Origin of the sequence: Parasphingopyxis sp. CP4 (assembly GCF_013378055.1) — a bacterium.
Classification (GTDB): domain Bacteria; phylum Pseudomonadota; class Alphaproteobacteria; order Sphingomonadales; family Sphingomonadaceae; genus Parasphingopyxis.
The window spans coordinates 787,533-809,101 of record NZ_CP051130.1; the positions used below are offsets into that span (position 1 = coordinate 787,533).

Annotated in this window: 20 protein-coding genes and 1 tRNA gene; 7 read left to right on the forward strand and 14 right to left on the reverse strand. The window is 56.8% G+C overall.

The genetic code is table 11. From position 1 onward, the window contains the following. Nucleotides 1–25: 25 nt before the first annotated feature. Nucleotides 26–1,828, forward strand: a complete 1,803-nt coding sequence (locus HFP51_RS03710) for an acyl-CoA dehydrogenase C-terminal domain-containing protein (protein WP_176874426.1) — start codon at nt 26–28, stop codon at nt 1,826–1,828. A 117-nt stretch (nt 1,829–1,945) separates the two neighbouring features. Further along, entirely contained in the window at nt 1,946–2,677 is a 732-nt protein-coding gene (locus tag HFP51_RS03715; RefSeq protein ID WP_176874427.1) for a hypothetical protein, read from the forward strand. On the opposite strand, the gene HFP51_RS03720 is transcribed toward HFP51_RS03715, so the two are convergent. Genes HFP51_RS03720 through HFP51_RS03730 form a run of 3 tightly spaced genes read right to left on the reverse strand, consistent with a single transcriptional unit; the run spans nt 2,664 to nt 5,614 of the window. Then, nucleotides 2,664–3,395: an NRDE family protein gene (locus HFP51_RS03720; RefSeq protein WP_176874428.1), complete on the reverse strand. Its 732-nt coding sequence runs from the start codon at nt 3,393–3,395 to the stop codon at nt 2,664–2,666. The genes HFP51_RS03715 and HFP51_RS03720 overlap by 14 nt on opposite strands. 12 nt (nt 3,396–3,407) lie before the next feature. Beyond that, nucleotides 3,408–4,328 carry a cysteine synthase A gene (gene cysK / locus HFP51_RS03725; RefSeq protein ID WP_176874429.1) on the reverse strand — a complete coding sequence of 307 codons (921 nt, stop codon included), beginning with the start codon at nt 4,326–4,328 and terminating at the stop codon, nt 3,408–3,410. Continuing rightward, nucleotides 4,325–5,614: an MFS transporter gene (locus tag HFP51_RS03730; RefSeq protein ID WP_176874430.1), complete on the reverse strand. Its 1,290-nt coding sequence runs from the start codon at nt 5,612–5,614 to the stop codon at nt 4,325–4,327. Before HFP51_RS03730 ends, cysK begins: the two co-directional genes overlap by 4 nt. Before the next feature lie 153 nt (nt 5,615–5,767). On the opposite strand from HFP51_RS03730, the gene HFP51_RS03735 reads away from it, so the two are divergent. Next, complete coding sequence (locus tag HFP51_RS03735; RefSeq protein WP_176874431.1) at nt 5,768–6,370, forward strand: hypothetical protein; 603 nt, start codon at nt 5,768–5,770, stop codon at nt 6,368–6,370. A gap of 21 nt (nt 6,371–6,391) precedes the next feature. Here HFP51_RS03735 and HFP51_RS03740 read toward each other — a convergent pair whose 3' ends face one another. The 4 genes from HFP51_RS03740 to HFP51_RS03755 form a co-directional block, all read right to left on the reverse strand. Continuing rightward, complete coding sequence (locus tag HFP51_RS03740; RefSeq protein WP_255454832.1) at nt 6,392–7,087, reverse strand: L,D-transpeptidase family protein; 696 nt, start codon at nt 7,085–7,087, stop codon at nt 6,392–6,394. Between the two features lie 151 nt (nt 7,088–7,238). Further along, nucleotides 7,239–9,512, reverse strand: coding sequence for an ATP-dependent helicase (locus HFP51_RS03745; RefSeq protein ID WP_176874432.1), 2,274 nt, complete (start codon nt 9,510–9,512; stop codon nt 7,239–7,241). A 301-nt stretch (nt 9,513–9,813) separates the two neighbouring features. Beyond that, entirely contained in the window at nt 9,814–10,350 is a 537-nt protein-coding gene (gene rsmD, locus HFP51_RS03750; protein ID WP_176874433.1) for a 16S rRNA (guanine(966)-N(2))-methyltransferase RsmD, read from the reverse strand. Continuing rightward, nucleotides 10,347–11,087 carry a pseudouridine synthase gene (locus tag HFP51_RS03755; RefSeq protein ID WP_176874434.1) on the reverse strand — a complete coding sequence of 247 codons (741 nt, stop codon included), beginning with the start codon at nt 11,085–11,087 and terminating at the stop codon, nt 10,347–10,349. The genes rsmD and HFP51_RS03755 overlap by 4 nt, the downstream gene beginning before the upstream one ends. A 105-nt stretch (nt 11,088–11,192) precedes the next feature. Here HFP51_RS03755 and HFP51_RS03760 point away from each other — a divergent pair, with 105 nt between their 5' ends. Next, on the forward strand, nt 11,193–11,930 hold the full coding sequence (locus HFP51_RS03760; protein WP_176874435.1) for a thioredoxin family protein: 738 nt from the start codon (nt 11,193–11,195) through the stop codon (nt 11,928–11,930). Between the two features lie 95 nt (nt 11,931–12,025). Continuing rightward, entirely contained in the window at nt 12,026–13,699 is a 1,674-nt protein-coding gene (locus HFP51_RS03765) for an MFS transporter (protein WP_176874436.1), read from the forward strand. A gap of 33 nt (nt 13,700–13,732) precedes the next feature. Here HFP51_RS03765 and HFP51_RS03770 read toward each other — a convergent pair whose 3' ends face one another. From HFP51_RS03770 to HFP51_RS03800, 7 genes are read right to left on the reverse strand one after another with little or no spacing between them, the layout of a single operon-like run. Then, nucleotides 13,733–15,043 carry a folylpolyglutamate synthase/dihydrofolate synthase family protein gene (locus HFP51_RS03770; RefSeq protein WP_176874437.1) on the reverse strand — a complete coding sequence of 437 codons (1,311 nt, stop codon included), beginning with the start codon at nt 15,041–15,043 and terminating at the stop codon, nt 13,733–13,735. 10 nt (nt 15,044–15,053) lie between these two features. Beyond that, a complete protein-coding gene (gene accD, locus HFP51_RS03775) occupies nt 15,054–15,908 on the reverse strand; it encodes an acetyl-CoA carboxylase, carboxyltransferase subunit beta (protein ID WP_176874438.1) in 855 nt (284 codons plus the stop codon). Nucleotides 15,909–15,921: 13 nt separating this feature from the next. Then, nucleotides 15,922–16,728, reverse strand: a complete 807-nt coding sequence (gene trpA / locus HFP51_RS03780) for a tryptophan synthase subunit alpha (RefSeq protein WP_176874439.1) — start codon at nt 16,726–16,728, stop codon at nt 15,922–15,924. Then, nucleotides 16,725–17,966 (reverse strand): tryptophan synthase subunit beta, encoded by a 1,242-nt coding sequence (trpB, locus tag HFP51_RS03785; protein WP_176874440.1) that lies wholly within the window; start codon nt 17,964–17,966, stop codon nt 16,725–16,727. Before trpB ends, trpA begins: the two co-directional genes overlap by 4 nt. Continuing rightward, nucleotides 17,963–18,607, reverse strand: coding sequence for a phosphoribosylanthranilate isomerase (locus tag HFP51_RS03790; protein ID WP_176874441.1), 645 nt, complete (start codon nt 18,605–18,607; stop codon nt 17,963–17,965). The genes trpB and HFP51_RS03790 overlap by 4 nt, the downstream gene beginning before the upstream one ends. 3 nt (nt 18,608–18,610) lie before the next feature. Next, nucleotides 18,611–19,285, reverse strand: coding sequence for an orotidine-5'-phosphate decarboxylase (gene pyrF / locus HFP51_RS03795; protein WP_176874442.1), 675 nt, complete (start codon nt 19,283–19,285; stop codon nt 18,611–18,613). After that, nucleotides 19,282–19,659 carry a hypothetical protein gene (locus tag HFP51_RS03800; protein WP_176874443.1) on the reverse strand — a complete coding sequence of 126 codons (378 nt, stop codon included), beginning with the start codon at nt 19,657–19,659 and terminating at the stop codon, nt 19,282–19,284. Before HFP51_RS03800 ends, pyrF begins: the two co-directional genes overlap by 4 nt. 169 nt (nt 19,660–19,828) lie before the next feature. Between HFP51_RS03800 and HFP51_RS03805 the strand changes: the two genes are divergently transcribed. Together HFP51_RS03805 and tig are read left to right on the forward strand one after the other, a co-directional pair. After that, nucleotides 19,829–19,913 (forward strand) — tRNA-Leu (locus tag HFP51_RS03805). A gap of 69 nt (nt 19,914–19,982) precedes the next feature. Next, the gene (tig, locus tag HFP51_RS03810; RefSeq protein WP_176874444.1) at nt 19,983–21,548 is read left to right on the forward strand and encodes a trigger factor; all 1,566 of its coding nucleotides are present in this window, start codon (nt 19,983–19,985) and stop codon (nt 21,546–21,548) included. Nucleotides 21,549–21,569 lie beyond the last annotated feature (21 nt).

The following is a 21,569-nucleotide window of genomic DNA, read 5'->3' on the forward strand; positions in this document are numbered from 1 at the left end:
TACGCCTTTTTTGTAGGAATTCATTATGCCGACTTACACCGCGCCCGTTCGCGACAGCCAGTATGTGCTCAATCATATCGTTGGACTGGATCGCTATTCCAATCTCCCGGGCTTCGAAAACGCAACGATGGAGATGGCCGATGCCATCCTCACCGAAGGCGGAAAATTCTGCAGTGAAGTGTTGTTCCCGCTCAACCAGGTTGGCGACGAGCAGGGCTGCACCCGGCATGATGATGGGTCTGTGACAACGCCGGAAGGCTTTAAAGAAGCCTATAACCAGCTGGTTGAAGGCGGTTGGACAACATTGACCGGTCCTGAGGAATTTGGTGGCCAGGGCCTTCCGCACGTCATCGGCACCGCGATCGAAGAATATATGATCAGCTCGAACATGGCCTTTGCCATGTATAACGGCCTGACCATGGGCGCGACGGCATCGATCATGGCCAAAGGATCTCAGGAGCAGAAAGAAAAATATGTTCCCAAGATGGTCGCCGGTGAATGGGGCGGCACCATGAACCTGACCGAACCGCATTGCGGCACGGATCTTGGCCTTATTCGCACCAAGGCAGAACCCCAGGCAGATGGTAGCTACAAAGTGTCAGGTACCAAGATATTCATTTCGTCGGGCGAACATGACCTGACGGAAAATATCATTCATCTGGTTCTCGCCAAGACTCCGGACGCACCGGATAGCGTGAAGGGCATTTCGCTGTTCATCGTGCCGAAGTTCATCGTCAATGATGATGGTTCGCTCGGCGATCGCAACGCGGTCTCCTGTGGTTCGCTCGAAGAGAAGATGGGCATTCACGGAAATTCGACATGCGTCATGAACTATGATGGCGCGACTGGTTGGATGGTTGGCGAAGAGAATAAGGGCCTCGCCGCCATGTTCATCATGATGAATGCCGCGCGCCTTGGCGTCGGAACGCAGGGCCTCGCGATTGGCGAAGTCGCCTTCCAGAACGCCGTTGCCTATGCGCAGGATCGCCGTCAGGGCCGGGCGCTTACTGGACCGGCAGAGCCTGAAGAAAAAGCCGATACGCTGTTCGTGCATCCGGACGTGCGGCGGATGCTGATGGAATCCAAAGCCTATCTCGAAGGTGCGCGGGCACTGTGTATCTGGGGCGGCCTGCAGGTTGATCTCGCTCACAAGGCACAGACCGAAGAAGAGCGGCAGGTTGCAGATGACATGATCTCGCTGCTGACGCCGGTGATCAAAGGCTATGTCACGGATCTCGGCTATCAGATCGCGACTCAGTCCCAACAGGTCTATGGCGGCCATGGCTACATTCGCGAATGGGGCATGGAGCAATATGTCCGCGACGCACGTATCGCGCAGATCTATGAAGGAACCAACGGTGTCCAGGCGATGGATCTTGTCGGTCGTAAACTCGCCAAAGACGGTGGCCGCGCCATCCAGGCTTTCCTCGCCATGGTGGGCGAAGAAGTCGCCGAACTGGCAGAAGATGAAAGCGTCAATGCCGTCGCCTCGGGACTGGAAAAAGCCAATGGCGAACTGCGCGGCGCAACAATGTGGTTGATGCAGAATGCTTTTGCCAATCTCAACAATGCCGGCGCCGCTGCGTATAATTATATGCAGCTGATGGGTGTGGTGACGCTTGGCCTGATGTGGCTACGTATGGCCAAGGTGAGCGCCGCGGCAGTTGAGGCAGGCGCAGAAGACAAGGCGTTCCACGAGACCAAGCTCGTCACGGCGCGTTTCTTTGCTGAAAAGATTATGCCGGATGCTGCCGGGCTGCGCGCCAAGGTTGAAGGTGGCTCGGACAGTCTGATGGCGCTTGAGCCGGATCAATTTGTCGCCGCCTAAGCCGGAAGATTATCGACGAAGCGAGGCACGGTGTTGTTCGGTGCAGGGAGAGAGATCTTGCTGGACTGGACGGAACCGCGCGTCTCGCCTTAAAGACAATCGCTCGATTGAGGAGAAATGCGTTTGTCGCTGCGGCTTAAACTCGTTCTTGGTTTTCTGGGCATTATCGGCGCAGCGGTCCTTGGCTATTTCGGGACGATGGAGCTCGGCCTCAATCAGATTGAAACGCCGGAAATCGCATCCGATGACGATGGCGAAACCGACCTGGCAGAAATGACGCCGGGCGAGCGGCTATGCGCTGACCAGACGACAACGGACTCGATCCGCCAGCGAATATTTGCGCGCGCACGGACTGCCAGTTCAGATGATGGCGCGCTGCTCAGTCGGTTGGAAACCGGCACCGTCGCCAGAATGGAAAACCCCCGGCTGCTCGATTTTGATGAAGGACTGGAACAAGCGCGGTGCGAAGGGCGGTTGGTGCTCGAGCTGCCCCGCGGGACGGAACCGGCATTCAATTATAGCCGCCGTTTGAATGCAAGCCTTGAATATATCGCTCAACCCGCATCTGACGGACGCGGTCGCATCTATCGCATGAGCGGTGCCGACGACATGATCGATCGATTGGCTGATGCGGACCTCGTAACGCGTCGGGAAGCCCCAGAATTTGAAGACAAACCGCTCGACATTACGATTGATGACGAGAAGGATGAGTTCGAACCCGGGTTCGACGAACCCGCTCCGGGAGACCCGGGTTTTGAAGATGCCGACCTTCCACCGCCGCCGGAGGACTTGCTCCCACCAGGTATGGGCGAAGCAGTTGTGGATCCCGAAGAGACTAGCGCCAATTAAATCCGATATGCGTATCGCCTAGCGCGTTGCCATCCGGATCGTAGCGCCGCTCAATGATCTGACCTTCACCATGTCTATCCACTGCAACCACCGTGCTACAGCGCGTTCCATAAATGGGATTGCGAATGAAAATCGGGCTATGGCGGGCGCGCCTTGGTTCGACCTGCGGTTCGTCATCAGCGCGAAGGCCATCGAGCAGTGCACTATGGTCCCCGGATCCAGCCTCAAGCCAGACTTGCAATTGTGATTTTATCCGATCCGTCTTCGGCCAATTCTCTTCGGCGAGGCTGTTGGACAGCCCATATAGTCCCGGATTCAATGGGCTGATCTTTGGCTGCGGCCGATTGGTCAGTAGGTTCGCGATGCCATCACCAATGGCAATGACGTTGAACGGATTGAAGGCATCGAGTTGCGCTTCCGAGGGCTGACCAAATATCCCCGAACCATCGATCAGATCGGCGACCAATTGGCCGCGCGACGCCATTCCTGGCTGCGGCCCATCGGGATTGGCAACGTTGGTGACAACCGCGAAACGCCCCTTGTCAGAAATGCCGAGCCAGGTGCCACCCGCTTCCAGGTCGCGCCCGGCAATAACGTCACTTGGCGGTTCCCAGCGCGCCAAAGGCGCCGCGGACCGTGCATGCAACTCATCACGATTGCCGATCATGACGAGTTGCCAATCGGGATGGGCCTGCCAAGCGCAGGCTAGGACGCACATTGCGGTATCGCTCTACTGCTCCGGCAAGAAATCCGGGACGGATAGGTATCGTTCGCCGGTATCATAGTTGAAACCAAGGATGCGGGCGCCTGTCCCGATTTCCTCGATCTTCTGTTTGATGGCCTGGAGCGTTGCACCCGAACTGATCCCGACCAGCATGCCTTCTTCGCGTGCCGCGCGCGTTGCCATCGCCTTGGCGTCGTCCGGATCAACCTGGATCGCGCCATCAATCGATTGGGTATGAAGATTGTTGGGTATGAAGCCTGCACCAATTCCCTGGATCGGATGGGGCCCGGGTTGCCCGCCCGAGATTACTGGCGATCCAACGGGTTCCACTGCGAATGCCTTCATTTCCGGCCAATGCTGTTTCAGTACTTCGGCACAGCCGGTAATATGGCCACCAGTACCGACGCCCGTGATCATCACATCGACCGGAGAATCGGCAAAGTCTGCGAGAATCTCTTCGGCTGTGGTTTTGACATGGACGGCAACATTCGCCGGATTGTCGAACTGTTGCGGCATCCAGGCATTGTCATCAGCGGCGACCAGCTCCTGGGCACGCTCGATCGCGCCCTTCATGCCTTTTTCCTTCGGCGTCAGATCAAAATCTGCACCATAGGCCAGCATCAGGCGCCGGCGTTCAATCGACATGCTTTCCGGCATTACCAGTACTAAATCATAGCCTTTTACGGCTGCAACCATTGCCAGTCCGATCCCGGTGTTACCGGAGGTTGGCTCGATGATCTTCCCGCCCGGTTTGAGGGCGCCGGATTGTTCCGCGTCTTCGATCATAGCGAGCGCGATGCGATCCTTGATCGATCCGCCCGGATTGGCGCGTTCCGATTTGATCCAGACTTCGGCATCTCCGAACAGGCGCTGCATCCGGATGTGCGGCGTATTGCCGATTGTTTCGAGAGTATTACCCGCCTTCATGTCGTATTCTCCTGCAATGTCTGTCCGTCAGGCGTATCAAGCTCTTCGGGAACATCGAATGTCTTGGTCTTACGTAACGTCGGAAACCATGCGGTCCATAGTAGCACTGTCGCAATCGCACCGATACCGCCACCGACCACAGCGGCAACCGGACCGATAATCCAAGCGAGGCTGCCGCTGAAAAAGTCGCCAAACTCGTTAGAGGCGGAAATGGTCAGCAATGATACCGACGAAACCCGGCCCCGTTTTTCATCGGGCGTATGCAACTGAATCAATGACTGGCGAATATAGACGGAGAACATGTCCGCCGCGCCGACGACGAACAGGGCCGCCAATGACAAGGGCATAGAAGTGGAAAGTCCGAATACGATAGTCGCCAGTCCAAATATCCCCACTGCCCATAGCATCTTGGGCCCAACATTATTCTTGAGCGGTTTGAATGAGAACCAGAGTGCAGTGAGGGCCGCGCCCACGGCCGGTGCTGCCGCCAACTGACTAAGCCCCGTCGCGCCGACTTCCAATATATCGCGTGCATAGACTGGGAAGAGCGCGGTTGCGCCAGCGAGGAAAACCGCAAACAGATCCAATGTAATCGTCCCGAGAACCATCTTGTTCTGCCGGACGTACCGCAGACCGTCGATCACTTGGCCGACCGGATGCTGTGTGCCCTTGATCGCGGGTCGCGGCACAGTTCCGATTAGACTGAGCGCGGCAAATGATATGCTGAGCAGGATAACGACGGCTAGATAGGGTGCGGCCGGATCGACGACATATAGATATCCGCCAATTGCCGGACCAATAATCATGCCCGATTGCCATGCGATTGAGCTAAGCGCGATTGCGTTTGGCAGGACTTCTTTGGGAACAAGATTGGGGGCCAAAGCGCTGAGCGCCGGACCTGCGAAAGCGCGCGCAATTCCCAATAGGATTGCCACGCCAAACAAGATCGGCAAGCTGAGGATTGCGGCCCAGGTCGCCCAGCCGAGCGCGGCAGCACACAAAATCTGCAGCGCAACCATCGCCCGGGCGACTGTTTTTCGATCAAAACGATCGGCTGCTAGCCCGGCAAAAGGCGTGAGCAGGAATAACGGTACAAACTGCAACAACCCGATAATGGCGAGCTGACCTGCCGCGCCGCCGACGCTCATCCCGCCGTCGCGCGCGATGTTATAGGCCTGCCATCCGATAATCAGCATCATCGCATATTGGCCAAGCGTCATTGCCAGGCGCGATGTCCAGTAAGCGCGGAAATTATGGATCCTAAAAGGATGCGGGGCATCGGCCATGAACCGCGTCTAGGCCCAATCGCAGGGATACGGCAAGCGAACCAAGCTTGGCTCGTGGATAGCGCGGCTATCGATGGTGATTGCATTCGCAATCACATCTGTAGATAGCTTAGTCGCGCTCTGCGAAAAGCAGGCAATGCAAAGGGGATGGCAATGCGCAGGTTCATTACTTCGGTAGCAATAATTGGCGTGTTGGCAGGGTGTGCGCCCGCCGAGGAGGCGCCGCCTGAGGAACCAGTTGCTGCTGATGATCCGGTCATCGATGACGCATCCCAACAGCCGGTTACAGCTGAAGGCTGGGGGCCGTTGCTGATAGGCATGACACGCGATGAAGTGACTGCTGCGGTCGGCGATAAAGCGGATCCCAACGCCATGGGTGGGCCAGAACCTGAATTTTGCGACGAATATGAACCCGCTGAAACACCTGCTGGTCTCTATGTGATGATTGAACAGGGGCGATTGGCGCGCATTTCGCTTGGCGAGGGCACGGAAGTGCGGACGTCCGAAGGCTTAACAGTGGGCGATAGTGCGGCTGCGGTCAGAGAAGCCTATGGCGATGCTGTACAGGCCATGCCGCATAATTATGTCGACGCACCCGGTGAATATCTTTCAGTCTGGGCAACGGGCGAAGTCGGCGAGAACGGAACGTCTGACGATAATGCGCGCGGCATTCGCTATGAGATTGGCGAAGATGGCATGGTTCAGACCATCCATGCCGGCGGACCGGCAATCCAGTATGTGGAAGGCTGCCTGTAGGGCGTCCTGCAATAATTCAGACTAGATACCGACGACGCGATTACCGTCTACAATCGGCGATCCGCGGGTGATCAAAACACGCGTTCCAATTTCCGCTTCATTGAACAACAATTCAGCGAACTCGTCCGGAATACCAACGCAGCCGCGTGAGGCGAATCCTTCTTCGACCATGCTGCCATGGATGGCGATGCCATCATTGGTCAGGCGCATCATGAAGGGCATCGGAACGAAATAGAGGTTCGAGATGTGATCCCGATTCTTCTCGGTAATCGTGAAGCTGCCGGTCGGCGTCGGCGTGTCGTCATGACCATAAAGGATCACGGCGCGGCCAATCTCATATCCACCCTGATAGGCATAGAGCCGCTCGGCCTGCAGATCGACGATGATCCGAAGTTCGCCCTGCGGCACGCCTTCATTGCTCCAGGCATATTCCCCGAACTGCATATCGCCTTCGACCCTCAGCGGGCTGGTAATCCGGAAGCCATTGCCATCTTCTGGCTCAGAAACGGTATAAGAGGCTGGCTGCAGCATCGCTTCAACCGGCGATGCGCTGTTGGTTGCTGTCGCGGGCGTCAGTTCGACTTCGGCCACGACAGCTTCAGGAGTAGCGGCATCGATATCCGTCGCAGCAGACAGCAGTTGAGAACCGGCTGCGACGAGCCCAGCAGCCGCCAGCAATTTGAAACCAAGACCTAAACCAGATTGTGATGCCATCATGACACTCCCGCGAAAACCTGCGGATGATGGAGCATTTTAACGCTTTGGTAAGCAAGCCGGTTTGCGCCTTGTTTACCATGTTTTCGGCAGTTTTCTGGGGCTTCGCGTTAGCGAACTAGGTTACTGTGCCATGCTGGGACGGATTATTGGCTCAAGCCAGTTCGACAAAGCTGTCGAGCACTCTTTTACGGCCAGCTTTCTCGAATTCAATTTCGAGCTTGTTGCCTTCGATTTCTTCGACGGCGCCATAGCCGAATTTCTGATGGAAGACGCGTTGGCCAATGGCGATGTCTGATCGGGGCTTTGCAGCGAAGCTTGCCGCGCTGGCCTTGGCTTCCATGACCTTTGCGGTACGGGGCAGGGTGCCAGCCGCGGCCGCGCGCTTCCATCCAGGACCCCGCTTATCCGCGCGCGTGACATTGGTGAAAGGATCGGATTGTTCGGACCAATTGGCGCGCCACAAGGATTCTCCGCCCGTCATGCTTGTTTCGGCGTCGATATGATCTTCCGGAAGCTCGCCAATGAATCGGGATGGAATTGAGCTTGTCCATTGACCGTAGATCCGGCGATTGGCGGCATGGACGATCCGGCAGAGCCGACGCGCACGCGTAATCGCGACATAGGCGAGACGGCGCTCTTCTTCGAGGCTTTTGGCGCCACCTTCGTCGAGCGATCTCTGCGAAGGGAATACACCTTCTTCCCAGCCAGCGAGGAATACCGTGTCGAACTCCAATCCTTTGGCGGCATGGATGGTCATGATCGTAACTTTCTCCGAGTCACGATCCGCATCATTGTCCATCACCAGGCTGACATGTTCGAGGAAGGAGCCGAGTGTATCGAATTCCTCCATCGCGCGCGTTAGCTCGGAGAGGTTTTCCAAACGACCGGCAGCCTCGGCCGATCGATCATTTTGCCACATAGCCGTGTAGCCGGATTCATCGAGCACCTGACGGCACAGTTCAGGATGCGGCAGGTCATTCGCCAGATCACGCCAGCGGCCAAAGTTTGTCATCAGCTCGCCGAGCGGATTGCGCGCTCGGGCGGTTAGTTCATCGGTATCGAGTATCCGCGCGGCGGCGAGGCTAAGCGGAATATTCTCGCGCCGTGCATGACCGTGGATCATCCCAACGGCCTTGTCGCCAAGGCCTCGTTTCGGTGTGTTGACGATGCGCTCAAACGCCAGGTCGTCCGCCGGTTGCACAATCACGCGAAGATAGGCCAGCGCGTCGCGGATTTCCTGACGCTCATAGAAGCGGAAGCCACCGACAATGCGATAGGGCATTCCAATCTGGATGAAGCGATCCTCGAATTCGCGTGTCTGGAACTGGGCCCGGACAAGGATCGCGACATCGTCGAGGGTGCCGCCCTTTACTTGATGGGCTTCGATTTCCTCGCCAATCCGCCGGGCTTCTTCCGGACCATCCCACACGCCGATGACCTTGACCTTCTCGCCATCGCCACCTTCGGTCCAGAGTGACTTGCCAAGCCGACCGCCATTATGATCGATGACGCCCGCAGCAGCCGACAGGATATGCTGGGTCGATCGGTAATTTTGCTCGAGCCGCACGACCTTTGCGCCCGGGAAATCCTTCTCAAATTTGAGGATATTGGCGACTTCCGCGCCGCGCCATGAATAAATGGACTGGTCGTCATCGCCGACTACGCAGATATTCTTCCGTTCCTGCGCCAATAGCCTCAGCCAGAGATATTGGGCGCTGTTCGTGTCCTGATACTCGTCGACCAGGATATATTTGAAACGTTCTTGGTAGAGCTCAAGCACATCGCGATGCTGTTTGAGGATCACCAGCATATGGAGAAGAAGATCACCAAAATCGCAGGCGTTCAGCGCTTTCAGACGATCCTGATAGGCTTGATAGAGCTGTTGCCCCTTGCCGTTTCCATAGGCTTCGCTCTCGTCAGCGGTAACGTCCGTCGGGAGCCATCCCCGGTTTTTCCAGCGATCGATTAGGCCTGCGAGAAGCCTTGGCGGCCAGCGCTTTTCGTCAATCTCCGCGACCTGGATCAGTTGCTTGAGCAGGCGGAGCTGATCATCTGTATCGAGGATCGTGTAATTGCTCTCAAGGCCTACAAGTTCGGCATGGCGACGCAGCATCTTGGCGCCGATCGCATGAAATGTCCCCAGCCAGGGCATGCCCTCAACATCCTGTTCAAGCGCCCGCGCGACGCGTTCCTTCATTTCCCGCGCTGCTTTGTTGGTGAAGGTGACCGCGAGGATTTCGGATGGCCACGCCTTGCGGGTCCAGATCAGATGGGCGAGCCGCGCTGTCAGGCATGCTGTCTTGCCGGTGCCAGCACCAGCGAGAACAAGCAGGGGGCCGTCGGTTGTCAATACCGCTTCGCGTTGCGGTTCGTTTAAAACCCGCAGATAGGGCGGTTCAGAGGGCTGCTCGGCAGGATCGGTCACCCGTGAACAGTTAGGGAACGAATTCCATCGCCGCAAGCGGCTACCCTACAGTTCTCAACTGGAATATCGCCCGCGCTTTTTCGCGCCAATAGTTTTTTCCATAACCGGGGTAATCGGGCAGGTCTGCCCAGTCGATGCGTGCCGCTGCCGCCAGGGCGCGCGCCAGGCTCTCATTATCTGCTCCGTGGTGTTTCTCCTGTCTCATCACGTTGCTCCTCTCTGCGGACTTTTGCCCGTACTGGGGTAGTCGCAAAACGGTGATTGCCCGTCTGTGACGGACGACACGCTCTGGAAAGAAACTCTAAGTTGCGCGAAACAGCTGAAGTTGGGATTTACCGAACGTCTTCATGGCATCACGGGTGAGGCCGGGCAGGGTCGTTTCAAATCCAGGTTCAGTCTCAATGCTTAGCCATGCCGATGGTGCTATCCAGCCTCGCTCGGTGAGTATCGGGATTGTGGCTTCGACCAATCCCTGACCGTAGGGTGGGTCGAGGAAGATCAAATCGCAGGGATTGTTGGCGGCGTGAATCGCCTCAACTGGGCGGGTAATAATATCGGCATTTGCACCGAGCGATTTGATGTTTGTCCGAAGTGCACTGACCGCTCCGCGATCGCGCTCGACAAGTGTACAATGGGCGGCGCCCCGCGACAGGGCCTCCAGCCCGAGCGCACCGCTTCCCGCAAACAGATCGGCAACGCGTAGATCTTCAAAGCTGCCCAAACGGCTTGCAAGCATCGAGAAAAGCGCCTCACGGACGCGATCCGTGGTCGGGCGTGTGCCATCGCCGGGCGGCGCTTGGATCGTCCGGCCGCGCCATTCGCCGCCGATGATCCTCATTTGAGGGACTTGCGGAACTTCACCAGATCGTGCTGGCGGATTTGCTCAACACCCCCTTTGGGGATGTCGCCGAGATAGAAGGGGCCATAGGCGGTGCGGATCAGTCGACTGACCTTCAGACCGAAATGTTCAAGTACTTTGCGGACCTCGCGATTCTTGCCCTCGGCAAGCTTCAGCTCAATCCATTGGTTGCGGCCGGTGCGCCGTTCAAGATTGGCGTCGATCGAGCCATAGCGAACGCCATCGATCGTAATTCCGTCGATGAGCCGTTCCAGCTGTTCCTGGCGGATATCACCAAAAGCGCGCGCGCGATAAATCCGGTCCACCCCGGTTGAAGGCAGCTCCATCTCGCGTTTCAGCCCACCGTCATTGGTGAGCAGCAGCAAACCTTCGGTATTCAGATCCAGGCGGCCAATGGGCATCAGCCGCGGAAGGCCTTTTGGGAGTTTGTCGTAAATCGTTGGGCGACCTTTGGGATCTCGCTCAGTCGTCAGCAGCCCTGCCGGTTTATGGAAACAATAGAGCTTGGCAGGGATCGGTTGGCTGACTGGATTACCGTCGACAGTGACGCCATGGAGCGATTTCACCAGAGTTGCTGGCGTGTCGAGCACCTTACCATCAATCGCAATGCGCCCGGCGGCAATCATGCGCTCAACTTCCCGGCGAGACGCGACGCCCGCGCGCGCAAGCAGCTTTGCGATACGCTGTTCGTCTCTCTGTTTTCGGGGCCCCGGCATGATGCTGCTGTAACCGTTTTTCGCAAGATTGCGAATATCAGTGTGAGCTTACAGATATTGGAGCGTGTTATGCGGCTATTGCGTCACATCGGAATTGGAGGAGCCTTGGCTGTTGGTTTGTCTGGGTGCAGCGGCGCTCCGGAACAGCCTGTCGCGATTGAACCAACAGATATCGTACTTGCTTCGGCTCCGGCCGCTCCCATCTCCATTGAGCTTTTCACCAGCCAGAGCTGTTCTTCCTGTCCACCGGCGGACAGATTGGTCGGCGAGCTTGTCGATGATCCGAACCTCGTCATCATTTCCCGGCCTGTCACCTATTGGGATCGGCTCGGTTGGCGAGATACTTTGGCACGTGAAGAGAATACGCAACTCCAGCGCCATTATGCCGACACCCTGTCCCGGGGTGGTGGGCGATCATATACTCCGCAGGCGGTAGTCGGCGGGCGGATTGGCTTGGTCGGGTCTCGTCGTGGCGAGCTTGAAGCCGCGATTACCGAGGTCGGAGAAGACGCATCGGATATATCAGTCGATGTAACGGGAGACGCCGATAACGGCTTTCGCGTATCGCTGAGCGGTCCGGCCAATCGGGAAGCCATCGTCCGGCTATTGGCCTTGGATAGCAGCGAAACGGTCAGCATAGGACGCGGAGAAAACGGCGGACGCTCAGTTACTTATACCAATATCCTCCGCGCCGAGCAGGATCTTGCGCGGTATTCCGGCGGTTCGCTGGATATCGAGATCGGCCGGGGCTTAGTGAGCGTTGACGGCAGTGATCGGTATGCGATCATTGTACGCAGCGAAACAGGCGGGCCGATCCTCGCCGCCCGATATCTGGGCAGTTAGTCGAAAAATCGCGTCCAAGCGTGGATAACAGGACTATCCATCGCGACATTTGTCGTTAAGTTCGCGCCACATTGAGGGCGGGAGTGCAAAGTCTGATGGCAGAAGAAAAACTCACGGGTTTTCGATTGCTGGGCGCAGCAATGAAGAACCGAAAGATGGGCTTGATGCTCGTATTCGGTTTTGCTGCTGGGCTGCCCTACGCGCTGTTGCTTGGCACCCTATACGCCTGGCTGTCGACGGCCGAGGTTGATCTGGAAACCATGGGCGTCTTTTCGCTCATCGGGCTTGCTTATGCGTTCAAATTCTTGTGGTCGCCTGTTGTCGATAGAGTTGAACTGCCGATCCTTGGCAAGTTGGGGCGAAGAAAAGGCTGGTTGATTGTCACGCAGACCCTGCTTGGCGCCATTCTGATTACGCTATCGCTTCTAAACCCTTCAACGTCACTAGGTTGGTTTTCTCTGCTTGCAGGAATTGGCGCATTTGCCTCTGCCACTCAGGACATTGTGATTGATGCATGGCGCGTTGATGTCGCGGACGAGATCGCAACATTGGATATTCTCTCAACTGTGTACCAGCTGGGTTATCGGATTGCGGCACTGGCGGGCGGTGCATTGGCACTGTTTATGGCAGATGTTGTGGGTTGGCCTTGGGTCTATGCCGGTATGGGTGTGGCGATGTTGCTAATCAGCGCAGCGAGCTGGGTGGCACCAGACACACCAAGACCAGCCGAAAATGTGTTTGTCACAGAGCTCCGCCAGCCAGGCTCCTTGACACCTAAGGTTCGAAGCTATGCGCTTGGAATAGTATCAGTATTTTGGCTTTGGGCGTTGATTACCGTGATTGTATTCATGGTTCGATCATTGGGATCAGACCCTGCTTCACGTCCCAACCCAACGGATTTTATCCAAGTTTACGGACCGCTGATTGTGATCGCTACCGTCATTGTGCCTGCGATCATTGCGGCAGTCCTGGAGTATTGGCGGCGATCCGGAAAATTTCTCACGGATAGTAACGTCCCAGCACAGAATGGCATCGATCGTATGGTCGATCACGGATATGTTGCGCTGCTGCTTCCTTTGTCGGAATTAATGGGCAGACTTAGGTGGGCTGCAATCCTCGTCTTGGGTCTAATTCTGACGTATCGGCTTACCGATTCAATCTGGGGGCCTTTCGCCTATCCCTTTTATCTGGATGAGCTCGGTTATACGAACAGCGAAGTCGCCATTGCGTCGAAATTCTTTGGTGTCGCTATGACTATGCTGGGAATCTCCCTTGGCGCAGTTCTTTTTGCACTAATTGGTCGTATGCCAACGCTCATTATCGGCGCTGCAACAGCGGCAGCAACGAACTTGCTCTACGCTGAATTGGCTCTGGGTGGAGCAATGCTCGATGCGTTTGGCCAGCTGACTGGGCTATCCTGGGTTTTTGCACAATTTGGTGCGGATGAGCGGATGTTCAGGCTCATGCTTGCGATTGCCGGTGAAAATCTGGCTGGCGGATTGGCCGGCGCGGCGTTCGTTGCCTATCTTTCATCGATTACGAGTAAGACATACAGCGCTGTCCAATATGCTCTCTTGTCTTCTTTGACCTTCTTGGTTGGCGCCCTTGGACGAGGAGCACTGGGCGAAGCTATTGAGATTTATGGCTATGCAGACATTTTCCGCTTCACGGCCGCTTTGGGCATGATCGCGGTTATTCTATGTTCATTTGAATGGATGCGATACCGCCAGGAAAACGAGAATAGGGAGCAGGCGCCCGCGACGGCTTAGCGACCCGCAAACTCGGCTGAACTCCTGTCAGAGCTAATCAGGAATATTATCGTTCAGCCGTAGGATTTCGCCAGCCAGATAGAGCGAACCCGAAATCAACAGCGGGTGATTGTCGGCAAAATCCCGTTCGGCAAAGGCCGCGATTGCAGTCGGAATATCCGCTGCGGATCGAGCGCTTACGCCGCTATTGGACGCAATCACAACCAACGCGTCTGGATCATGGCTGGCATGGCCGTCTACCGGTACGAATATCGCCGAGCGGAGATTGGGCAGCGCGCGCAGAAAGCCCTCCGCATCTTTGTTGGAGAGCATGCCAAGGATCAGATGCAGGCCATCTTCATCCTCAAAATGTGCGGCTATCGCATTCGCTGCCAACAAATTATGTCCGCCATCCAGCCAGACATCACGGGTTCCGGCCACGGCTTCAATTAGCGGCCCGGGTTCGAGTTTCTGCAAGCGTGCCGGCCATTCTGCCCAACCCATTGCCGCCCGTAACGCGCCTTCGGGAACATCGAGCGTTTGTTGATGAGAGAGCATGGCCAAGGCAAGCAGCGCATTGTCCGTCTGATGATCGCCGGGCAGTTTGGGGAGCGGCAGTCGAAGCCGTTTGCTGTGATCGCGATAATGGAGTTCGCCGCGATAGGCGGCTCCGCGCCAATCGCGCCCACGCGCGATCCATTCCGCGCCATTGGCGGCCGCTATCCGAGCGATAGAATCTGCAAGGGGCTTGTCATACTCCTGCGTAATGAGTGGGCGACCACGCTTCGCGATCCCGGCTTTCTCTGCTGCGATCCCAACAATATCCGCGCCTAGAAACGCCTCATGGTCAACACCGAGATGGGCGATACCGGTAACAAGCGGGCGATCGATCACATTGGTTGCATCCAGCCGCCCGCCAAGGCCGACCTCGATGACGCACGCATCAGCGTCTGTCCGGGAGAAAGCGAGCAAGGCGGCAGCTGTGGTGGCTTCAAAAAAACTCGGGTCAATTCCCTCGGCCTGATCCAGCACTTCTGCGAGCAAGGCAGCAAGTTCGCCATCGTCAATAAGCGTGCCGGCAATCCGTATGCGCTCGTTGAACCGCACCAGGTGTGGGCTGGTGTAAACATGCGCTTTGAGACCCGCTGCCTCGATGGCGGCACGCAGAAACGCGCAGGTCGACCCTTTGCCATTGGTACCGGCAACATGAAAGACGGGCGGGAGACTAGCTTCCGGATTGCCGAGCCGATCGAGCAAGGCCGTTATCCGCTCAAGGCCCAGCGTATCCCGGCCCGGAGAGAGCAGGGCGAGGCGGTCTAACTGTCGCTGAACCGCCGGATCATCCGAACGGGCATGATCGGGCATGGCGCTACGGTCAGGCTGCTCGTTTGCCCGGAGCGAGAAAATCGATCAGCTGGGCCAGGGTGTCCCGGAGCTCCTTTCGCGCCACGATCATATCCAATGCACCATGGTCGAGAAGATATTCTGCGCTCTGGAAGTTATCGGGCAGTTTCTCGCGGATCGTATTTTCGATCACCCGGCGACCGGTGAACGCCAGCAGTGCCTTGGGTTCTGAAATCTGGACATCGCCCAACATGGCATAGCTGGCCATGACGCCGCCAGACGTCGGGTCGGTCAGTACGACAATATAGGGCAGGCCGGCCTCACGCAGCTCCTCAACAGCAACCGTCATCTTCGGCATCTGCATGAGGGAGAGCGCGCCTTCCTGCATCCGCGCACCGCCCGATGCGGTGAAAACGATATAGGGGCATTGGGCTTCAATCGCAGCGCGGGCTCCGCGCACAAAGGCTTCGCCGACGGCAAGGCCCATGGAACCGCCCATAAAGGCGAAATCCTGAACACCGATAACAGCGGTCTGGTTCTTGATCGTACCCTTTGCATTCAAAAATGCATCCGTTTCGCCGGTCGCAGCGCGGGCGGCTTTTAGTCGATCAACATAGCGTTTCTGGTCGCGAAACTTGAGGGGATCTTCCTTGACCTTGGGTGCCGGCAAAACTTCCCAGCTATGATCATCGAATAGCTGTAGGAAGCGCTGCATCGGTCCGATCCGGCCGTGAAAGCCGCATTCGGGGCAGACCGACAGATTTTCCTCATATTCCTTGGTGTAGACCATCTGCTGACAGTCCCGGCATTTATGCCACAGCGTGTCATCGGTCGTCCGCTTGGAAATGAACGGTATCCGGTTTCGGACATTGTTGAACCAGTTCATGGATACTTCCCTGTCAGTTACGCGCTGCGTGTATAGCCGCTGAAAGCGATGCAACATAGTCTTTCACAGGGCCCGCGGCCTTGGCGCCATGTTCGCCGACGAGTTCGACGATCGCGGATCCCACGACAACACCATCTGCAACCCGGGCAATATCGGCTGCTTGCTCTGGTGTCCGTACGCCAAAGCCCACCGAAATCGGCAGATCCGTCTCCGCTTTCAGCTTGGCGACGGCATCGGCAATACTGTTCTGCGCTGCCTGTTGCTTGCCGGTTATTCCGGCGACCGAGACATAGTAGAGAAATCCGGATGCTCCATCCAACACGGCGGGCAGGCGCTTCGCATCAGTTGTCGGCGTCGCGAGCCGGATCGTGTCAATACTGGCCACGCGCAATGCCGGCCCAAGCGCTTCATCTTCCTCGGTCGGGATATCGACGCAGATAATCCCATCGACGCCAGCATCCGCACATTGTTTGGCAAACCAGGTGGGGCCGCGAATGACCATCGGGTTCGCATATCCCATCAAGACCAGTGGGACGGTGGGGTGCCGGTCTCGAAATGCTTTGGCGATCGCAAAGATATCCTCCGTCCGCGTACCGGCGCCAAGCGACCGCAGATTGGCCTCCTGGATCGACGGTCCATCGGCCATCGGGTCAGTGAAGGGCATGCCGAGTTCAATGACGTCGGCGCCACCTTCGACAAGTGCATCCAGCACCATTGCGGTATCGCCCGGTGTCGGATCGCCTGCGGTAACAAAGGCAACCAGCGCCGCGCGATCCTTGTCTTTGCACGCCTGGAATGTCTCCGCGATCCGCCCGGTCACATTTCTACTCCGAGCGCTTCTGCAACGGTGAAGATGTCCTTGTCACCCCGGCCACACAGATTCATCAGGATGATCTCATCCTTTTTCCGTTTGGGGGCTTCCGCAATTGTTACGGCGAGAGCATGGCTGGGTTCGAGCGCCGGGATAATGCCCTCGGCACGGCACAGGAGCTGAAATGCATCCAGCGCTTCATCATCGGTCACACTGGTATACATCACCCGCTCGGTTTCCTTGAGCCAGCTATGCTCAGGTCCGATGCCCGGATAGTCGAGGCCCGCGCTGATCGAGTGCGCCTCGGCAATCTGGCCGTCCTCATCCTGCAACAAATAGGTCTTGTTGCCGTGGAGAATACCGGGAGACCCGCCTGACAGGCTCGCCGCATGTTTCTTGTTTAGTCCTTCGCCGGCGGCTTCAACGCCCATCATCTCAACAATCTTGTCATCCAGGAAAGGATGGAACAGGCCGAGCGCATTGGAACCACCGCCAATCGCTGCCACCAACAGATCGGGTAACTGTCCGGTGCGATCCATGAGTTGCTGCCGCGCTTCCGTGCCGATCACGCTTTGGAAATCGCGTACCATCTCCGGATAGGGATGGGGGCCGGCTGCGGTGCCGATAATGTAGAATGTATCATCCACATTCGCGACCCAATCGCGCAGCGCTTCGTTCATCGCGTCTTTCAGGGTGCGCGCGCCGCTTTCGACCGGAATGACCTCCGCGCCAAGTAGTTTCATGCGGAAGACATTGGGCTGCTGACGCTCCATGTCGCGAGCGCCCATATATACGACGCAGGGCAGGCCGAAGCGCGCCGCCACCGTCGCAGTCGCCACTCCATGCTGCCCGGCGCCTGTCTCAGCAATTATCCGCGTTTTGCCCATCCGGACGGCGAGCAAGATCTGGCCGATGCAATTGTTGATCTTGTGTGCACCGGTATGGTTGAGTTCATCGCGTTTGAACCAGATTTCTGCGCCCATTCCTTCCGGCGCATTCTGTCGCAGCAACTCGGTGAGCCGTTCGGCGTAATAGAGCGGCGATGGACGGCCGACATAATGTTCGAGCAGATCGTCGAACTGGGCTTTGAACTCCGGATCCTTTTGCGCTGCCCGATATTCCTTTTCGAGATCAAGGATCAGGGGCATCAGCGTTTCGGCGACATAGCGGCCACCAAACTCGCCGAAATGACCACGGTCATCGGGCTGCGCGCGATAGCTGTTGGGGGGAGGGGTTTGAGAGGTCATGCGGCTTTCACAGCTTCCATGAATGCAGAGATTTTGGCGGGGTCCTTCTTGCCCGGTTCGCTTTCGACGCCGGAAGAGACATCCAGCATGGTCGCGCCGGTAATTGCAATGGCTTCTGCAACATTTTCTGCCGACAATCCGCCTGACAAGGCCCAGGGCATTTTGTGCGTCAGCCGATTGAGCAGCTTCCAGTCAAAAGCGATGCCCATGCCGCCCGGCAGGCGCGATGCCTTTGGCGTGCGTGCATCGAACAATATCATATCCGCGTGATCCCGGTAGCGCCGGGCCCGCTCGAGATCGCTGGCCGTGCTGACTGGGATAGCCTTCCAAATCTCGACATTGAGCCGTGCCTTGATCGACTTCAGTCTTTCGGGCCGTTCATCGCCGTGCAGTTGGACAATATCGAGCCGCGCTGCCGCAATAGCGCGTTCAAGCAGGGAATCCTCTGGTTCCACAAACACGCCCACACGTTTCACCGATTTCGGAACATATTTGACGAGAGCTGGCGCTTCGCGCGGCCGGACGTTGCGAGGACTCGGATCAAAAAAGACGAATCCGGCATGACTGGCTCCGGCGCCCGCGGCAGCCTCTATGCCTTCGACCGTAGTCAGGCCGCATATCTTTACATCGATGTCGGCCATGGCTCAGAGCGTCGCTTCTATGGCCCTTGCAGCCAGATCTGGTTCGTCGGCTTGTGTGATCGGGCGCCCAATGACGATAATTGATGCGCCGGCGTGCATCGCATCAGCGGGCGTTACAGTCCGTTTCTGGTCCGCGGTCGATCCACTGGCCGGACGTACACCCGGTACGACGAAGAACCCGTCGGGCCAGATTTCCTTGGCGGCTTTCACTTCCCGGCCGGAGCATACGACACCGTCAAGACCGGAAAGCTTGGCCAGCTCTGTCAATCGCTGCACTTGATCATGGGGATCGCCGTCTACGCCCATATCGTGCAAATCCTCGCCATCCAGGCTGGTGAGCACGGTGACACCTACGACCTTGGTGTTCATAGGCGCCGCTGCCTTCGCGTCTTCCATCATCGCACGGCCACCACCGGCATGCACAGTCAGGATCGCGGGTTCGATTGGCCGAAGCGACTGCACCGCTTTGGCGACAGTATTCGGAATGTCATGCAGCTTGAGATCAAGGAAAATTGGCAGATCGAGCGAGGCCATTTCCTTGACGCCATCCGGCCCGTTCGCCGCGAAAAACTCAAGGCCCAGTTTAATCCCGCCAACATGGTTATGGACCGCAGACGCAATCGCCTTCGCCTTCTCGATATCGGGCGTATCAAGCGCGATGAAGATTGGGCTCATCATGCTTTGTCTGCCTTTGGCGCTGGTGTTGTCAGGTGAAGTTCGTCGTTTTCGTTCACCTCTGCTTCCGGCGCAATCGGATTAGCCTCGGGCTCCGTCGATCGCTGGGGTGCCCGGAAGGCCTTCATGCCCCGCTCGTCATGGAGTTGCCGCGACACGGTGTCGAGGCGCTTGCTCATCCGCCATGTCTTGGTGCGATAATAGATGATGGTCGGGACAAAGCCGATCAGGAAGAAGACGAATAGCAGCAGCGGCAGTTTCACGTCCGCTTGCAATCCGCCCCACAAATTGACCGTTACCGGCAGCCAGTTGTTGATCGAAAAGAGAACGACCACAGCCGATAGGACAATCCAGAAAAGGGTTTTCAAAAAACTCATTGCGATCCCGTTTGTTGGCCTGATTACGCAGGCGTCTTTATATTAGGGTGCGAATGTGCCGATGGCCAGAAGTAGCCTGTGCAAATCGATAGACACCCACTTTCGTTGGTATCATTGCTTGCCCTTCCGCGCTTTATTGCTATAGACGCCGCCGACCGACGGTCCTCTAGCGGGCGTGGCGGAACTGGTAGACGCGCTTGGTTTAGGTCCAAGTATCGAAAGATGTGGGGGTTCGAGTCCCTTCGCCCGCACCAGGCTTGCCACTAACCCGCGATAAACCGTCTCCCAGATTCCCTTTTGACGAAGGCTTGATTGTTAGAACCATGCAGACCGTTGAAACGCTCAATGAAGGCCTGAAACGCGCCTATACCCTGACCATTCCGTTCGCGGATATCGAAAAACAGGTTGACCAACAGCTCGAGGAGATTTCTCCTCAGGTTAACATGCCTGGTTTCCGTCCAGGCAAAGTGCCGACAAATCTCGTGCGCAAGATGCACGGTGAGGCGATTGAACAGGATGTCGTCAACAAAGCGATCCAAACCGGTATCCAGGAGGCGATGGCCGATCAGGAAATCCGTCCGGCTATGCAGCCTGAAGTGGAGCTCGATCCGGATTGGGAGCGCGGCAAGGACATTGAGATTTCAATGAAGGTCGAAGTTCTGCCGGAAATTCCAGAAACGAATATCGACGATATCTCGCTGGAGCGACTGACTGTTGAGGCCGACGACAAGGCCGTTGATGCTGCTATCGAAAGCCTGGCCGAGAACCAGAAAAGCTACGACACCGCTGCAAAAACTTACAAGGCGAAGGATGGCGATCTTGTTGTCATGGACTTTGAAGGCAAGGTTGATGGCGAAGCGTTTGACGGCGGCAAGGGTGAAGGCATGTCCGTCACCATCGGCTCGGGTCAGCTAATCCCTGGCTTTGAAGATCAGCTGGTCGGCGTGAAAGCCAATGATGCCAAGGAAATCAAGGTTACCTTCCCGGACGATTACAATGTCGAATATCTCGCCGGTAAAGAGGCCGTATTCGATGTAACCGTCGGTGAAGTCCGCAAGCCGAAAGAAGCAAAGGTCGATGATGAGTTCGCTCAGTCACTCGGTCTCGAAGGTATCGATAAGCTGCGTGAATTGATGAAGGGCCAGGTTGAGCAGGAACTCAACGGGCTGACGCGCACGCATATGAAGCGCAAACTCCTCGATTTCCTGGCTGCCAATCACGATTTCCCGGTTCCTCCGACAATGGTCGAATCCGAGTTTAACCAGATTTGGAGCCAGTTGGAGCAGGAAGCGGCGAATGAAGCCGATCCAGAAGCTGCCAAGAAGGAAATGGAAGACGAGAAGGACGAGTATCACTCGATTGCCGAACGTCGTGTGCGTCTTGGTCTGCTGCTGTCCGAGATTGGTCAGAAGAACGGCGTTGAGATCAACCAGACAGAGATGAGTCAGCTTATTGCGCAAGCTGCTCAGCAATATGGTCCAGAAGATCGTGAGCGCTTTATCCAATATGTCCAGCAGGATCCGATGGCTGCCGCTCAGCTGCGCGCACCGCTCTACGAAGACAAGGTAGTCGATTTCCTCTTCGAAAATGCCACGATTACCGATCGCACGGTAACCCGTGACGAATTGGAAGCAGCAATTGAAGCGGAAGAGGAAGAAACGCAGAAGCCCGCAGCAAAGAAGAAAGCGGCACCGAAAAAGGCAGCCGCGAAGAAGCCTGCTGCCAAAAAATCCGCTGCAAAATCTAGCACTGCCAAGAAACCGCCTGCCAAGAAGGCCGCGGCAAAGAAGCCTGCAGCCAAAAAGGCACCTGCGAAGAAAAAGCCAGCCGCAAAAAAGGCTCCGGCCAAGAAAACGGCTGCCAAAAAGTCTACTGCTGACGAAAGTTAGGCCGCTGAACGCCGATTTTCT

Bases quoted from the DNA above. Each gene is read 5' to 3' on its own strand.
- HFP51_RS03710 (WP_176874426.1), top strand. From the start codon at position 26: ATGCCGACTTACACCGCGCCCGTTCGCGACAGCCAGTATGTGCTCAAT.
- HFP51_RS03715 (WP_176874427.1), top strand. From the start codon at position 1,946: ATGCGTTTGTCGCTGCGGCTTAAACTCGTTCTTGGTTTTCTGGGCATT.
- HFP51_RS03720 (WP_176874428.1), bottom strand. From the start codon at position 3,395: ATGTGCGTCCTAGCCTGCGCTTGGCAGGCCCATCCCGATTGGCAACTC.
- cysK (WP_176874429.1), bottom strand. From the start codon at position 4,328: ATGAAGGCGGGTAATACTCTCGAAACAATCGGCAATACGCCGCACATC.
- HFP51_RS03730 (WP_176874430.1), bottom strand. From the start codon at position 5,614: ATGGCCGATGCCCCGCATCCTTTTAGGATCCATAATTTCCGCGCTTAC.
- HFP51_RS03735 (WP_176874431.1), top strand. From the start codon at position 5,768: ATGCGCAGGTTCATTACTTCGGTAGCAATAATTGGCGTGTTGGCAGGG.
- HFP51_RS03740 (WP_255454832.1), bottom strand. From the start codon at position 7,087: ATGATGGCATCACAATCTGGTTTAGGTCTTGGTTTCAAATTGCTGGCG.
- rsmD (WP_176874433.1), bottom strand. From the start codon at position 10,350: ATGAGGATCATCGGCGGCGAATGGCGCGGCCGGACGATCCAAGCGCCG.
- HFP51_RS03755 (WP_176874434.1), bottom strand. From the start codon at position 11,087: ATGCCGGGGCCCCGAAAACAGAGAGACGAACAGCGTATCGCAAAGCTG.
- HFP51_RS03765 (WP_176874436.1), top strand. From the start codon at position 12,026: ATGGCAGAAGAAAAACTCACGGGTTTTCGATTGCTGGGCGCAGCAATG.
- HFP51_RS03770 (WP_176874437.1), bottom strand. From the start codon at position 15,043: ATGCCCGATCATGCCCGTTCGGATGATCCGGCGGTTCAGCGACAGTTA.
- accD (WP_176874438.1), bottom strand. From the start codon at position 15,908: ATGAACTGGTTCAACAATGTCCGAAACCGGATACCGTTCATTTCCAAG.
- trpB (WP_176874440.1), bottom strand. From the start codon at position 17,966: ATGACCTCTCAAACCCCTCCCCCCAACAGCTATCGCGCGCAGCCCGAT.
- HFP51_RS03790 (WP_176874441.1), bottom strand. From the start codon at position 18,607: ATGGCCGACATCGATGTAAAGATATGCGGCCTGACTACGGTCGAAGGC.
- pyrF (WP_176874442.1), bottom strand. From the start codon at position 19,285: ATGATGAGCCCAATCTTCATCGCGCTTGATACGCCCGATATCGAGAAG.
- HFP51_RS03800 (WP_176874443.1), bottom strand. From the start codon at position 19,659: ATGAGTTTTTTGAAAACCCTTTTCTGGATTGTCCTATCGGCTGTGGTC.
- tig (WP_176874444.1), top strand. From the start codon at position 19,983: ATGCAGACCGTTGAAACGCTCAATGAAGGCCTGAAACGCGCCTATACC.